The organism is Brachybacterium sp. EE-P12 (assembly GCF_003711805.1).
Classification (GTDB): Bacteria; Actinomycetota; Actinomycetes; order Actinomycetales; family Dermabacteraceae; genus Brachybacterium.
In genome coordinates, this window is the sequence record NZ_QXCP01000005.1 from 213,834 (window position 1) to 226,959 (window position 13,126).

15 protein-coding genes and 1 tRNA gene are annotated in these 13,126 nt (G+C 72.8%); 8 read left to right on the forward strand and 8 right to left on the reverse strand.

The features are described 5' to 3' along the window. Window positions 1-51 precede the first annotated feature (51 nt). Window positions 52-921 carry a formyltetrahydrofolate deformylase gene (locus tag D1648_RS08520; RefSeq protein WP_122940684.1) on the reverse strand — a complete coding sequence of 290 codons (870 nt, stop codon included), beginning with the start codon at window positions 919-921 and terminating at the stop codon, window positions 52-54. Window positions 922-1,071: 150 nt separating this feature from the next. Beyond that, window positions 1,072-1,145, reverse strand: a tRNA-Pro gene (locus tag D1648_RS08525). A gap of 170 nt (window positions 1,146-1,315) precedes the next feature. Here D1648_RS08525 and D1648_RS08530 point away from each other — a divergent pair. From D1648_RS08530 to D1648_RS08555, 6 genes are all read left to right on the forward strand, one after another. Continuing rightward, window positions 1,316-2,284, forward strand: coding sequence for a DUF881 domain-containing protein (locus D1648_RS08530; protein WP_122940686.1), 969 nt, complete (start codon window positions 1,316-1,318; stop codon window positions 2,282-2,284). Then, the gene (locus tag D1648_RS08535) at window positions 2,281-2,613 is read left to right on the forward strand and encodes a small basic family protein (protein WP_122940689.1); all 333 of its coding nucleotides are present in this window, start codon (window positions 2,281-2,283) and stop codon (window positions 2,611-2,613) included. The genes D1648_RS08530 and D1648_RS08535 overlap by 4 nt, the downstream gene beginning before the upstream one ends. Further along, window positions 2,610-3,362, forward strand: coding sequence for a DUF881 domain-containing protein (locus D1648_RS08540; protein ID WP_122940691.1), 753 nt, complete (start codon window positions 2,610-2,612; stop codon window positions 3,360-3,362). The genes D1648_RS08535 and D1648_RS08540 overlap by 4 nt, the downstream gene beginning before the upstream one ends. A gap of 125 nt (window positions 3,363-3,487) precedes the next feature. Continuing rightward, entirely contained in the window at window positions 3,488-3,931 is a 444-nt protein-coding gene (locus D1648_RS08545; RefSeq protein ID WP_122940693.1) for an FHA domain-containing protein, read from the forward strand. 4 nt (window positions 3,932-3,935) lie between these two features. Beyond that, window positions 3,936-4,625: a MerR family transcriptional regulator gene (locus D1648_RS08550; RefSeq protein ID WP_122940696.1), complete on the forward strand. Its 690-nt coding sequence runs from the start codon at window positions 3,936-3,938 to the stop codon at window positions 4,623-4,625. Between the two features lie 180 nt (window positions 4,626-4,805). Further along, a complete protein-coding gene (locus tag D1648_RS08555; RefSeq protein ID WP_122940698.1) occupies window positions 4,806-5,390 on the forward strand; it encodes a MerR family transcriptional regulator in 585 nt (194 codons plus the stop codon). Between the two features lie 106 nt (window positions 5,391-5,496). On the opposite strand, the gene D1648_RS08560 is transcribed toward D1648_RS08555, so the two are convergent. Beyond that, entirely contained in the window at window positions 5,497-6,288 is a 792-nt protein-coding gene (locus D1648_RS08560) for a ParA family protein (RefSeq protein WP_122940700.1), read from the reverse strand. Between the two features lie 93 nt (window positions 6,289-6,381). Here D1648_RS08560 and D1648_RS08565 point away from each other — a divergent pair, with 93 nt between their 5' ends. After that, entirely contained in the window at window positions 6,382-7,401 is a 1,020-nt protein-coding gene (locus D1648_RS08565) for a methyltransferase (RefSeq protein ID WP_122940702.1), read from the forward strand. Window positions 7,402-7,440: 39 nt separating this feature from the next. On the opposite strand, the gene D1648_RS08570 is transcribed toward D1648_RS08565, so the two are convergent. Genes D1648_RS08570 through D1648_RS08580 form a run of 3 tightly spaced genes read right to left on the reverse strand, consistent with a single transcriptional unit; the run spans window position 7,441 to window position 10,256 of the window. Next, a complete protein-coding gene (locus D1648_RS08570) occupies window positions 7,441-8,070 on the reverse strand; it encodes a TIGR03085 family metal-binding protein (RefSeq protein WP_122940704.1) in 630 nt (209 codons plus the stop codon). A gap of 4 nt (window positions 8,071-8,074) precedes the next feature. Continuing rightward, a complete protein-coding gene (locus tag D1648_RS08575; protein ID WP_122940707.1) occupies window positions 8,075-9,076 on the reverse strand; it encodes a sugar phosphate isomerase/epimerase in 1,002 nt (333 codons plus the stop codon). A 34-nt stretch (window positions 9,077-9,110) separates the two neighbouring features. Beyond that, window positions 9,111-10,256 (reverse strand): Gfo/Idh/MocA family protein, encoded by a 1,146-nt coding sequence (locus tag D1648_RS08580; protein ID WP_122940709.1) that lies wholly within the window; start codon window positions 10,254-10,256, stop codon window positions 9,111-9,113. 156 nt (window positions 10,257-10,412) lie between these two features. Here D1648_RS08580 and D1648_RS08585 point away from each other — a divergent pair, with 156 nt between their 5' ends. Continuing rightward, entirely contained in the window at window positions 10,413-11,210 is a 798-nt protein-coding gene (locus tag D1648_RS08585) for a transglutaminase family protein (protein WP_241155410.1), read from the forward strand. Between the two features lie 13 nt (window positions 11,211-11,223). Here D1648_RS08585 and D1648_RS08590 read toward each other — a convergent pair whose 3' ends face one another. Next, the gene (locus D1648_RS08590) at window positions 11,224-12,180 is read right to left on the reverse strand and encodes a PAC2 family protein (RefSeq protein ID WP_122940714.1); all 957 of its coding nucleotides are present in this window, start codon (window positions 12,178-12,180) and stop codon (window positions 11,224-11,226) included. Window positions 12,181-12,299: 119 nt separating this feature from the next. Then, window positions 12,300-13,103: a TSUP family transporter gene (locus D1648_RS08595; protein ID WP_122940716.1), complete on the reverse strand. Its 804-nt coding sequence runs from the start codon at window positions 13,101-13,103 to the stop codon at window positions 12,300-12,302. Window positions 13,104-13,126 lie beyond the last annotated feature (23 nt).

Consider the following 13,126-nt stretch of genomic DNA (forward strand, 5'->3'; position numbering starts at 1 on the left):
GCCCGGGAGCCGCACCGCGCCGGGCCCTCCGACGGGCCCGGCACGGTCCGGTCAGCGGAAGACGATGGTGCGCGTGCCGTCCAGCAGCACCCGATGCTGCGCGAAGAGACCCACGGCCTGGCGCAGCGTGCGCACCTCGGTGTCCTGTCCGATCGCCATCAGCTCCCGCGGCGAGCGGGTGTGATCCACGCGGATGACCTCCTGCTCGATGATCGGGCCCTCGTCGAGGTCGTCGGTGACGAAGTGCGCGGTCGCCCCGATCTGCTTCACACCGCGGGCATAGGCCTGCCGGTAGGGGTTCGCGCCCTTGAAGCCGGGCAGGAAGGAGTGATGGATGTTGATGCAGCGTCCGGCGAGCTCGGCGCACAGCTCGGGGGAGAGGATCTGCATGTAGCGGGCGAGGACCACGAGCTCGATGTCGTGCTCGTCGATCGCCTCGCGCACCCGGTCCTCGAAGGCCGCCTTCTCCTCGGGGGAGGTCACCGGGCGGTGCTCGAAGGGGACGCCGTGGAACTCGGCGTAGCGGGCCGCGGTGTCGTGGTTGGCGAGCACGAGCGGCACCTCGATCGGGAGGTTCCCGATCGAGGTCTGGTACAGCAGGTCGTTCACGCAGTGCGTCGACTTCGAGGTGAGCACCAGGGTGCGCACCGGGCGGCCCACCTCGTCGACGGTCACCTCCATGGCGTGACGCTCGAGAGGGCCGGTGAGCGCCGCGCGGATCTCGTCGGACGAGGCGGCGGTGAGGATCTCGACGCGCATGTAGAAGCGACGGGAATCGCCGCTCTCGAACTGGCGGCTCTCGACGATGTTCCCGCCGACTGCGACGATCGCTCCGGTGATCGCGTGGACGATGCCGGGGCCGTCCGCGCACACGAAGGTCAGCACGTAGCGATGGGCGGAGGCGGGCGGAGCAGTGGTCATGGGGTGAGTGTAGGAGCCGGCCGGCGGTTTGCGCCGCCGGGACCGCGCTGAGGCACGCGGGTTGCCGCGCAGCTCACGTCCGGCCGGGTGACGGCCGGGGACGACGAAGGCCGCCGACCAGTTCCGTCACTGGTCAGCGGCCTCTCTCGGTCGGGCTGACAGGATTTGAACCTGCGACCCCTTGACCCCCAGTCAAGTGCGCTACCAAGCTGCGCCACAGCCCGAGATCCTCCGTCACCGGAGGACCGAGGAATACAGTACCCCGCTGCGGGCTCGGGAGCGAATCGAGAGGGGCGTGACCTGCGGCACCCGTGGCGCAGCCGGGCTCCGGCACGTGAATGGGATAGAGCGGAGCCTGAGCCCGTCGGTCTCCCCCAGCTCCTAGACTCCAGGCATGCGAGGACGAGGGACGACGCGGGGCGAGGAGCACTCGACGCCGCACGGCGAGACGCCCTACTCTCCGACCTCGCTCCTGCGCGCCCTCACCGCCGATCCGTACTCGGTCGACACCTTGCGGGAGGAGGAGCACCCCGTCGCCTCCGCCACTCCGCCCGACACCCGCTGGATGCGCACCGTCACCCTGCTGCTCGCCGTGCTGCTCGGATTCTCCGTCGCGGTCTCCGCCGTCGACCTGCGCGAGGAGGCGGCCAGTGCCGACAGCCCCCGCGCCCTGCTGGAGCAGGAGGTCCTCGACGTCCGCGCGGAGACCGACGAGCTCGAGGAGCGCCGAGCCGAGCTCGAGGGGGAGATCGCCCTCGCCCAGGAGCAGGTCCTGGACGAGGGCGACGACGACGCTGCGCAGCGGCTGGGGGAGTACGAGCAGGCCGGGGCCGGTGCCGCGCTGAGCGGCAGCGGCGTCGTGCTCACGCTCGAGGACTCCGCCCCGCTGCCCTCGCGATCCGGGGCAGGCCCGGGGGCCGTGAACCGCGTGACCGACGGGGACCTCCAGATCGCCGTGAACGGGCTCTGGGCCGCCGGCGCCGAGGCCGTCGCCGTCAACGGGCAGCGCGTCAGCGCCACCACGGCGATCCGCACCGCAGGCTCCGCGGTGCTGGTCGACTTCCGCCCCCTCTCGCCGCCCTACGAGGTCACCGCGCTCGGCGACCCCGAGCTGCTGCGCAGCGGGGTCGAGGACGCCGAGACCGGCGCCTATCTCTCCGAGATCTCGACCCGCTACGGCATCGGCGTCTCCTGGACGGCGGGGGAGGACCTCTCCGTTCCCGCCCGCAGCCTCGGCACCCTGCGCGAGGCCGAACGGTCCGACGACGAGGCGGAGGGCGCCTCGGACCCGTCGGCCGCACCGACCGCCACGACCCCCGACAGCGCCGCCGAGGGCGGCGCGGAGCAGGAGGACTCCCCGTGATCGCCATCCTCGGCCTGGTGGTCGGCATCGTGCTGGGCGTCGTCGTCCAGCCCGACGTGCCCGCCGGCCTCCAGCCCTATCTCCCCATCGCGGTCGTCGCGGCGCTCGACACCCTCGCCGGAGGGCTGCGTGCGAGCCTCGACGGCGCCTTCGACTCCCACGTCTTCATCACCTCGTTCCTCTTCAACGTGCTGATCGCCTCGTTCCTGGTGTTCCTCGGGGACCAGCTCGGAGTGGGCTCCCAGCTCTCCACCGCGGTGATCGTCGTGCTCGGCATCCGGATCTTCTCCAACGCCGCCGCGATCCGGCGGCTCCTGTTCCGGTCATGAGCGAGGGCACGCGCACCCCGCAGAGCCGGGACGAGCAGAGGATCGTGTGGCGCCGGCTGAAGGAGACCCTCCGCCCCCAGGCCACCGCGTCGCAGGTGATCGTGGGTCTGCTGTGCCTCCTGCTCGGCGTGTCGATCGCCGCGCAGATGGGCCGCAACGACGAGTCCCTCGAAGGGGCCACGCAGCAGGAGCTGGTGCGGCTGCTGGACGAGTCGGGCCGCCATTCCTCGGACCTCGAGGTCGAGAACGCCGAGCTCGAGCGCACGCTCGAGACCCTCCGCTCGGGGCAGGAGGGCGACGCCGCCGCCCGCGACGCCGCCGAGCAGCGCCTCGGCGACCTCGAGATCCTCGCCGGCACCGCACCGGCCCACGGGCGCGGCATCGTCGTCTCCATCGCAGATCCCGAGTCGGGCGTGCGCGCCTCGACCCTGCTGGGCGTCCTCCAGGAGCTGCGCAACGCCGGCGCCGAGGTGGTCCAGATCGGCGATGTGCGGGTGGTGGCCTCCACCTCGATCACCACCGGGCCCGGCGGCGAGCTGCTCGTGGACGGCACGCCCGTTCCGGCCCCCTACACCCTCCGCGCGATCGGGGACCCCGCCGTGATGGAGCCCGCGCTGCGGATCCCCGGCGGCGCCGCCGATTCGGTCTCCGGCGACGGCGGCACCCTCGCCGCGACCGCCGAGGACGAGGTGAGGATCGACGCCACGGTCACGCTGAGCCGACCCGAGCACTCGCAGGTGGTCAAGTGATCGTCAAATCCTTTCGTGGTGCAGGCCGCGAGCACCCGGACCAGGCGTCGGACGTGCGAGAATGACGAGGCGGAGGCCTGCACCGCCACCACGCAGGGTCGCAGCAGCCAAGGAAGGGGTGTGAGGTGTCAGAGAACACCGAGTGGAACGAGGCGAACCTCGACCACACGTCGAAGCTGAGCGCGATCTCGCCCAGCGACCCCCTCGAGGAGGCCGAGCCCGGCCTGTCCTCGCAGGATCGCCGGGCGATCGAGAACCTGCCCCCGCGCAGCGCGCTGCTCATCGTGCGGAAGGGGCCGAACCTCGGCGCCCGCTTCCTCCTGGACTCCGAGACGACCATCGCCGGGCGCCATCCCAAGAGCGAGATCTTCCTCGACGACGTCACCGTCTCCCGCCGCCACGCGGCCTTCGTGCGCGACGGCGACGGCTTCCTCGTGCGCGACCTCGGATCCCTCAACGGCACCTACGTGGGCAAGGACCGGGTCGACGAGTCCCGCCTCCACGCCGGGCAGGACGTCCAGATCGGCAAGTACCGCCTGACCTACCACCCGTTCCCCGGGACGGCCTGACCCCATGCCGGCTGCCGCCTCCCGCAGGCCCAGCTCCGCCGCCGCACGTCTGAGCATCGGACAGGTGCTGGAGATGCTGCGCGACGAGTTCCCCGACCTCGCCCACTCCAAGCTGCACTACCTGGAGTCCGAGGGCCTGATCATGCCCGATCGCACCCCGGCCGGGTACCGCAAGTACAGCCGCGAGGACGTGGACCGACTGCGCTTCGTGCTGCGCGCCCAGCGCGACCGGTTCTGGCCGCTGAAGGTCATCAAGCAGCACCTGCTCGAGCACGGCGTGGACCCCGAGATCACCTCGATCGCCTCCCGTCCCGGCCCCAGCTCGACCCTGCAGGCGGTGCGCCTGGACCGTCGCGGCCTCGCCCGGGAGGCCGGTGTGGAGGAGGACTTCCTCGCCGAGCTCGAGCAGTTCGGGTTCCTCGGCGACGACCTGCTCTTCTACGGCACGACCGAGCTCGAGATCGTCACCGCCGCCCGGGACCTGGCCGACGAGGGCCTGCACCCGCGCCACCTGGTCATGCTGCGCACCGCCGCCGAGCGCGAGGCGCACATGATCCGCTCCGTCGCCCGCCCCCGCAGCCGCGCGGGGGATGCGGCCGCCCGGGGAGAGGCCGAGGACTACGCCCGCGACCTCGGGGAGTCCATGATCACCCTGCACGGGGCCGTCCTGCGTACCAGGCTGCGGGAGGTCTGAGCGGGCGCAGGGGATCCGAGCACGGGTCGGGCGGCCCCGACCTCAGCACCTGACCGGGGAGGTCGTCACCTCTCCGTGACCTCCGCGCGGCGCGTTGCTACCGGAGCGGGGTCACTTCGCGCTACTCTGGGCAGGCGCTCTCATCCTTCCCCCTCTGAGAGCCGGAACCCGGAGGTAGACGTGAACGCCACCCGCGGCGATGATCGCACTGAGCAGACCACTGTTCCCGCCGAGCCCGCCCAGGGCGTGCTCTTCGACGACGTGGTGGACACTCCCGGCGAGCTCGGCTACCGCGGCCCCGCCGCGTGCAAGGCCGCCGGCATCACCTACCGCCAGCTCGACTACTGGGCTCGCACCGGCCTGGTCGAGCCGAGCGTGCGCGCCGCCCACGGCTCCGGCAGCCAGCGCCTCTACGGCTTCCGCGACATCCTCGTGCTCAAGGTCGTCAAGCGGCTCCTCGACACGGGCGTGTCCCTCCAGCAGATCCGCATCGCCGTCGGCGCGCTGCGCGAGCGCGGCATCGACGACCTCGCCGGGATCACCCTCATGAGCGACGGCGCCTCCGTCTACGAGTGCACCTCCGCCGAGGACGTCTTCGACCTGGTCCAGGGCGGTCAGGGAGTGTTCGGCATCGCCGTCGGCCGTGTCTGGCGCGAGGTCGAGAACGACCTGGCCGTGCTGCCCGGCGTGGATCCGGCCGACGACGCGGCCCTCGCGCTCCAGGACGAGCTCGCAGCGCGCCGCCGCTCCCGTCAGGCCGGCTGAGCGCCGTCCACCGCAGACCCACGAGAACGGCGGGCCCCCGGGGAAGGGGGCCCGCCGTTCCGTCGTGCCGGGACTGTCTCTCGGGCCGATGTGCCGGAGAGCAGGCTCAGGAGTTCTGGCGGGAGTCCATGACGGTCTTCAGCAGCGCGTCGAAGTCCTCGGTGAGCCGCGCACCGGAGGCGCCCTCGTAGCGGTGCAGCGGCACCGCCCCGCCCTGCGCCTGCTGCAGGCCCACCCGCTCCTCGATCACCGGGTCGAGGACCGCGTCGCCGAAGAGGTCGCGCAGCTCCGCCAGGCGGTACTGGTGCTCCACCGAGCGCGGACGGTACCTGTTCACCACCAGGCCCAGCGGCTGCAGACGCGGGGCGACGCCCTCCTCGTGCATCTCGGCGGAGAGCTTCAGGGCGCGGTCCGCCGCGGTCACCGCGAAGAACCCGGGCTCGGCGACCACGAGCGCGCGGTCCGAGGCGGCCAGCGCCATCTGCGTGAGCCCGTTGAGGGAGGGCGGGCAGTCGATCAGGACCAGGTCGTACTGGTGGGTGCGCTTGTCCAGCGCCTGGTGCAGCCGGCTCACGTCCTTCGGGCCCGGGGCGGGGGAGTCCATCACGGCGGAGCGGCTCGTGCCCGGGATGATGTCCAGGTGCGAGGCCGCGTCCTTCGCCCACGGGGTGGGGATGATCGCCCGGTCGATCGTCTCGGTGCGCGGCGAGGAGAGCACCTCGGCGATGTCGAGCGTCGTCGCCGGCTCCCCGAGCAGGCCGAGCGTCGAGTCGCCCTGGGGGTCGAGGTCGATCACGAGCGCGTTCACCCCCTGGTGGAGGGCGGCAGAGGCCAGGCCCAGGGTCACGGACGTCTTGCCGACGCCGCCCTTCAGGGAACACACACTCACGATGAACACCCCCGCAGTCTACCGATCCCCGCCAGCGCTCCGGTGCTGCGACGGGCGGGTAGCCTGCCGGAATCGCCCGCACGTCGCCCCGGAGGGACCCAGATGACCCCCATCACCCACGATCTCGTCCTCGAGGTGCTCGAGGGATGCGCTTCGAGCGCCCTCGCGGAGGCGCGGGAGCTGGGACCGGTGCGCACCGTTGCGGCGACCGAGCTGCTGCTGCGCACGAGCGACCTCGACGCGGTGCGCTCCCTGCGCTGCACGGTCGCCGCCTCGACCGCCCTGACCGTCCCGGCGCGCAGGCCCCGCGAGCTGCTGGAGACCTCCGTGCAGCAGCGCCTGGCCGCAATGCTCGAGGAGCTGCGCCGCCAGCGCCCGCGCCAGGTCTTCCACGGGCTGCGCCTCGAGGCCGCCGGCGCCGGCAGCCCCGACATGCGCCGTCTCGCGGGCGCACTGGCCGAGCTCGCCGCTCTCCCGGTCGACGACGCCGACGGCGATCTCGTGGCCCGGGTGCGCCGCGGCGCCTCGCCGGGGACCTGGCAGGTGCTGCTGCGCACCACCCCGCGCCCCCTGGCGACCCGGGCCTGGCGCACGGTGGACTATCCCGGCGCCGTCAACGCCACGATCGCCGCGACGGTGCTGGACCTGCTGGACGTGCGCGCCGAGGACGCGGTGCTCGACATGACCTGCGGATCAGGGACCTTCCTCGTCGAGCAGCTGCACCGGGCGGCACCCGCTCGCGCCGTCGGCGTGGACCTCGAGCCCGCAGCGATCGAGGCGGCGCGCCGTCACCAGCGCGAGGCCCGACGACGCGGACGCATCGACTGGGTGACCGGCGACGTGCTCACCACGCCGCTCGAGGGAGGCTTCACCCGGATCCTCAGCAACCCGCCGTGGGGCACGCTCCACGGCGAGCACGAGAGCAACGAGCGCCTGCTCGCCGACCTGCTCGCCCGGGCCGCGGAGCTCGCCGCGCCCGGCGCGCGCCTCGGCGTGCTCACCCACGAGATCAGCCGCATGCACCGCGTGCTCGAGCAGGACGCTGCCGGGTGGCGGCGCCTCGGCGAGCACCGCTTCTTCCAGAAGGGGCACCACCCCCGCCTGTTCCTGCTCGAGCGCTGACCCCGTCGTGTCCGGAGGAGGATCCCGGGCCGGGACGCCTCAGAGGCCGCGCCGTCCTTCGGCGAGCGCCCGCCGGGCCGCCTCGTCCCCGTGGATCCGCACCCGGGCGACCTCGTCGCGGCCGGTCACCCACAGCAGCAGCTCGAGCGGCTCGCCGTGGACGCGCAGGCTCCCCTGGGCGCGGCGCGACCCGAGGCGCCGGCCGCCGAGCGGGGAGACGAGCGTGACCTCGGCGCGGATACGCATGGCCAGCGGCGCCATGAGGCCGGTGGCCCTCCATGCCGCCCGGTCCCGCTCAGGCTCCGATCGCCGCGGCTCCCAGCCGTCCTGCGCGCGGCGCAGGTCCTCGTGGTGGATCAGCAGCTCGGCCTGTCCGCTGAGCGCATCGAGCCGTCCGACGGGGGAGAGGGGGCCGGGTCCGCGCCGGAACCCCATCACCCGCTCCTCCCAGTCCAGGGCCCGCCATCGTGCCTGCGCCTCGCGGGCCGCCCTCCCGAGGACACCGGGCAGGCGCGCGCCCAGCATGAGCTGGGGCGCGCTCTCGCGCTGCACGAGATGCTCCAGCAGGTCCTCGGCGTCCCAGCCGGGGAGGATCGTCGGCGCCTCGGGACCGAGCGAGAGGAAGCTCGCGGCGAACGCCTCGCGCTCCTCCGTGCGTGTCTCGCCCATCGGCTCAGCCCTGGTTGCTGAAGGCGGCGTCGAAGGACTGCTCGGAGACCGGGTAGTCCAGGTCCCGCAGCAGCTCGAGCGCCTCCTTCGCGCCGTGGAGGCGGTCCATGCCCGCGTCCTCCCACTCGATGGAGATGGGCCCCTGGTATCCGATCGAGCGCAGCGCCCGGAAGGCCGCGTCCCACGGCACGTCACCGCGCCCGAAGGAGACGAAGTCCCAGCCGCGCCGCGGATCGCCCCACGGCAGGTGGGAGCCCAGGCGGGTGTTGCGCCCGGTGGTGCGCACGCGGATGTCCTTGCAGTCCACGTGGTAGATCCGGTCCGCGAAGTCGGTGATGAAGGAGACCGGGTCGATCTCCTGCCACATGAAGTGGGAGGGGTCCCAGTTCAGGCCGAAGGACTCCCGGTGGCCGATCGCCTCGAGGGTGCGCTGCGTGGTCCAGTAGTCGTAGGCGATCTCGGAGGGGTGGACCTCGTGGGCGAAGCGCACGCCGCACTCCTCGAAGACGTCGAGGATCGGGTGCCAGCGGTCGGCGAAGTCCTGGTAGCCCTCGTCGATGACGTCCTGGCCGACGGGCGGGAACATCGCCACGTACTTCCAGGTCTTCGAGCCGGTGAAGCCGACCACGGTGTCCACGCCGAGCTTCTGCGCGAGGCGGGCGGTGTTCTTCATGTCCTCGGCGGCGCGCTGCCGCACCCCCTCGGGGTCCCCGTCGCCCCAGACCTGGCTGCCGACGATCGCCTGATGGCGGAAGTCGATCGGGTCGTCGCAGATGGCCTGGCCCTTGAGGTGGTTGGAGATCGTCCACACCTTCAGCCCGTGCTTCTCGAGGATCCCGAGCCGCTCGGCGACGTACGCCTCGTCGTCCCAGCGGCTCGCGTCGAGGTGCTCGCCGGAGACGGCGATCTCGAGGCCGTCGTAGCCCCAGCCGGCCGCGAGCTCCGCGACCTCCTCGAGGGTCAGATCGGCCCACTGGCCGGTGAACAGGGTGTGCGGGTGCGCCATGGCGGTGATGCTCCTTCTCGTCGGTGAGGGATGGTCAGAGGCGGACGGTGCTGCCGCCCGCCGCGTCGGAGTCGATGATCGCCTCGAGGATGCGCTGCAGGGCCAGGCCGTCCTCGAAGTCGGGGGAGTAGGCGGCCGGGTCCCGGTCGGTGACGGCCAGCAGCAGGTCGCGGGCCTGGTTGGTGAAGGCGTTCTCCCAGCCCAGCACGTGCCCCTGCGGCCACCAGCCCTCGAGATAGGGGTGCTCCGGCTCGGTGACCACGATCCGGGTGAAGCCCTGCTCGGTCACGGGACGGGTCGCGTCCAGGAACCACAGCTCGTCGAGGCGCTCGAGGTCGAAGCGCAGGGCGCCGTCGGTGCCGTACACCTCGAGGCTCAGCTCGTTCTTCCGGCCGGTCGCCATGCGGCTCGCCTCGAGCGAGGCGATCGCGCCCCCGGAGAGCTCGAGGCTCGCCCAGGCGGCGTCGTCGACGGTGACGGGCTCGGGGCCGTCCGCGCCGGGACGCTCGGGGACCATGGTCGCGAGCCGGCCCCGCACGGCGGCGACGCTCTGACCGGTGACGAACTGGATCTGGTCGACGGCGTGGGAGCCGATGTCGCCCAGCGCCCCCGAGCCCGCGGTCTCCTTCCGCAGCCGCCAGGACATCCCCGCCTCGGCATCGACGAGCCAGTCCTGCAGATAGGAGGCGCGCACCTGGCGGATCTCGCCGAGCCGGCCGGCGGCGACGAGGTCGCGGGCATGGGCGAGGGCGGGCACGCGACGGTAGGTGTGCCCGAGCGCCGCCACCTGGCCCCGCTCGCGGGCGGCGCGCGCCGCCTCGACCATCCGCACGGCCTCGTCGGTGTCGTTCGCCAGCGGCTTCTCGCACAGCACGTGCTTGCCCGCCTCGAGCGCGGCGATCGCGATCTCGGCGTGCAGGAAGCCGGGGGTGCAGATGTCGACGATGTCGACGTCCTCGCGGGCGATCACCTCGCGCCAGTCGGTGGCGTGCTCCTGCCAGTCCAGGCGGCGAGCGGCCTGCGCGACTGCGGACTCGTCACGTCCCACCAGGACTCGCCGCTCGATCTCCGGGACGTCGAAGGCCGCGCCGACGCTGCGCCAGGCCTGGGAGTGGGCGCGGCCCATGAACGCGTAGCCGATCAGGGCGATGCCGAGGGGACGGGCAGGGGACTCGGGCACGGGCTCTCCTTCAGGACGTGTGTCGTGGCCGCACGGGCGGGCGTCCTCGGAGCACGGTCGCCGATGACGCCTGGGTCATAACACTATGCCGCTGATCACGCCCGCGCCAAGGAGCGGAGAGTCCGCCGGAGTCCGCGCATGCCGGACACTGGACGGATGGAACGACACGTGCGCGCATGGATGAGGGCCGAGGTCCAGGAGAGGACGGACGTCGCGCTGCTCGTGGGCGTCTCGGACGCCCCCGCGGCGCGGGAGTCGCTCAGCGTGCGCATCGGCGGCGCGGAGCACCCGGTGACCGAGGCGCGCGACCGCTTCGGCAACAGGCTCCATCTCCTGCACGGTCTGCCCGGCGGGGAGGTCGAGATCGCCTACGACGCCCACGGCATCGCGCCTGCCTCTGCCCCGCGGGTGCTCGAGACGGACTCGGTGCTGCACCTGCGCCCCTCGCGCTACTGCGAGGTGGACGAGCTCGCGCACGTCGCAGAGGAGATCGTGGGGGAGCGGCAGGGCGGCGAGGCGCTCGACGCGGTCGTCGCCTGGGTGGCCGGGCATCTGCAGTACGTGCCGGGCTCGAGCACGATCACCGACTCGGCGCTCAGCACCTTCGCGGCCCGCCGCGGCGTGTGCCGCGACTACGCCCATCTCACGGCGACGCTGCTGCGCGCGGCCGGGATCCCGGCCCGCTGCTCCTCGGTGTACGCCCCGGGGCTGAGCCCGATGGACTTCCACCTGGTCGTCGAGGCGCTCGTCGAGGGGCGCTGGCTCGTGGCGGACGCGACGCATCTCGCGCCGCGTGCCTCGATGGTGCGGATCGCGACCGGTCAGGACGCGGCCGACACCGCGTTCATGACGACCCTGGCCGGGGACGTGGCCCTCACGAGCATCCAGGTCACCGCGGTGGTGGATCCGGAGCTGCCGCTCGAGGACGCGGCCGAACGGCTCGAACTGCGCTGAGGGGCCCGCCCGCTCAGGTGCCCGTGGCCTCCGGACCGCCGGACCGCTCGGGCCCGCCGTCGCCCTCGGGCCCGCCGGGGTCCTGCCCGTCCTCGTCGCCGAAGCTCGCGAGATACTGCTCGACCTCGGCGGCGATGTCCTCGGCGCTCGGCACGACGGAGCCCACGCCCGAGGTGATCATCTTGTCGAAGCGGTGCTCGAGTCCGGAGACCATCTCCTGCAGCGCCGGCTGCGCATCGATCTGCGCGGTGATCGCCTCGCGCACGGGGCCGGCCTGCGCCTCGAGCGCCTCGGCGGCGATGTGCGGCCCTCTCTCCTCGCCGACCGCGGCGAGCAGCGCGATCGCGGCATCGGGATAGGACATCTCGTGGAGGTACTGGGGCACGTGCACCGTCAGCCCCACCACGTCGTGGCCGCCCTCGGCCAGCCGCATCGTGAGCAGGGCCGTGAAGGGGGCGCGCAGGCGGAAGGTGCCGGGCATGGTGCGTCGCACGGCGATGGTCTCGGGGTCCCCGGCGAAGCGGGTGACCGGCAGCTCCCGAGTGTGGGGGACCGGGGCGGGGAAGCCCTGCAGCAGCAGGGTGCGCTCGATGCCGAGCTGCTCGACCACGATCCGCAGCGCGCTCGCCACCCGCTCCCACTGGAAGGACGGCTCGGGCCCGTTGAGCAGGAAGAAGGTCTGTCCGTCCGCGTCGGTGACCTCGTGCAGCAGGATCTCGGGACGCTCGTAGTCCTCGAAGTGGTCCAGGCTCAGGGTCACCTCGGGGCGGCGCCCGGCGTAGTCGTGGACCTGATCCATGTCCAGGCGCCCCACGACGCGGCTCGAGAGGGTGTTGAGCAGGTGGTCGTCCAGCAGACGCTGCGCATCGCCCGCATCGGTGAAGGCCCCGAGGGTGACCAGCAGCGTGCGGCCGTTGAGGGAGCGCGAGTCGACATGGCGCTCGTAGCTGAACAGGGACGTCGGATCCATCATGACCTCCGGGGCGACTGAGCGGCCGGTGCGGGCCGGCGCGGGGTGACCTCCTGGTCAACGGCCCGCCGCCGCGAACTATTCCGCCGCCGGCGGGGACGGGGGAGAGGTAGCGCACCTCACAGCAGCATCAGGACGGTGTCGGCCCCGAGGCGGAGCGCGAGCGCGCCGGTCACCACGAGGAACACGAGGCGGACGAAGCGGGAGCCGAGACGCAGGGCGAGCCGTGCGCCCAGGAAGCCGCCGGTGAGGTTCGCGAGCGCGAGCACGGCGCCGAGCAGCCACCACACCTGCCCCTGCAGGCCGAACACCGCCAGCGCCCCGAGGTTCGTGGTGAGGTTCGCGAGCTTCGCGTGGACGCTCGCCTCGAGGAAGCCGTAGCCCAGCAGCGCGACCATCGCGATGATGAAGAAGCTCCCGGTGCCAGGGCCGAGGATGCCGTCGTACACGCCGACCCCCGCGCCGATCGCGCCCGCCCGCAGCGCATGGGAGCGGCCCTGGTGGCGCGGTGCATGCTCGAGCCCCATCGTCGGCCGCAGCAGCGTGTACGCGCCCACCGCCAGCAGCGCGACCAGCACGATGGGGGTCAGCCACGGCCTGGGGATCAGGCTCGCCATCGCGGCTCCGGCCGCGCTGCCGCCGAGCGCGCAGATGACCAGCGGCGCCGCGGTCGCCGCGACCGGCGTGATGCGGCGCACATACGTCCAGGAGGAGACCGCCGTGCCGGCGGCGGAGGCGATCTTGTTCGTGCCCAGCACAGCCCCGCTCGAGGCGTCGGCGGGCATCGCGGTGAGCAGGGCGGGCAGCTGGATGAGACCGCCGCCGCCGACGACAGCGTCCACCCAGCCGGCCACGAACGCGGCGGCGACGAGCAGGACGAGGGTCAGGGCGGAGAGCTGGGTCAGCTCGGCGAGCAGCGGCACCGCACCAGTGAACCATCACCCCG

Excerpts from the sequence above, each read along its gene's own strand:
- D1648_RS08520 (WP_122940684.1), bottom strand. The coding sequence starts at position 921 with ATGACCACTGCTCCGCCCGCCTCCGCCCATCGCTACGTGCTGACCTTC.
- D1648_RS08585 (WP_241155410.1), top strand. The coding sequence starts at position 10,413 with ATGGAACGACACGTGCGCGCATGGATGAGGGCCGAGGTCCAGGAGAGG.
- D1648_RS08575 (WP_122940707.1), bottom strand. The coding sequence starts at position 9,076 with ATGGCGCACCCGCACACCCTGTTCACCGGCCAGTGGGCCGATCTGACC.
- D1648_RS08530 (WP_122940686.1), top strand. The coding sequence starts at position 1,316 with ATGCGAGGACGAGGGACGACGCGGGGCGAGGAGCACTCGACGCCGCAC.
- D1648_RS08540 (WP_122940691.1), top strand. The coding sequence starts at position 2,610 with ATGAGCGAGGGCACGCGCACCCCGCAGAGCCGGGACGAGCAGAGGATC.
- D1648_RS08590 (WP_122940714.1), bottom strand. The coding sequence starts at position 12,180 with ATGGATCCGACGTCCCTGTTCAGCTACGAGCGCCATGTCGACTCGCGC.
- D1648_RS08565 (WP_122940702.1), top strand. The coding sequence starts at position 6,382 with ATGACCCCCATCACCCACGATCTCGTCCTCGAGGTGCTCGAGGGATGC.
- D1648_RS08550 (WP_122940696.1), top strand. The coding sequence starts at position 3,936 with ATGCCGGCTGCCGCCTCCCGCAGGCCCAGCTCCGCCGCCGCACGTCTG.
- D1648_RS08570 (WP_122940704.1), bottom strand. The coding sequence starts at position 8,070 with ATGGGCGAGACACGCACGGAGGAGCGCGAGGCGTTCGCCGCGAGCTTC.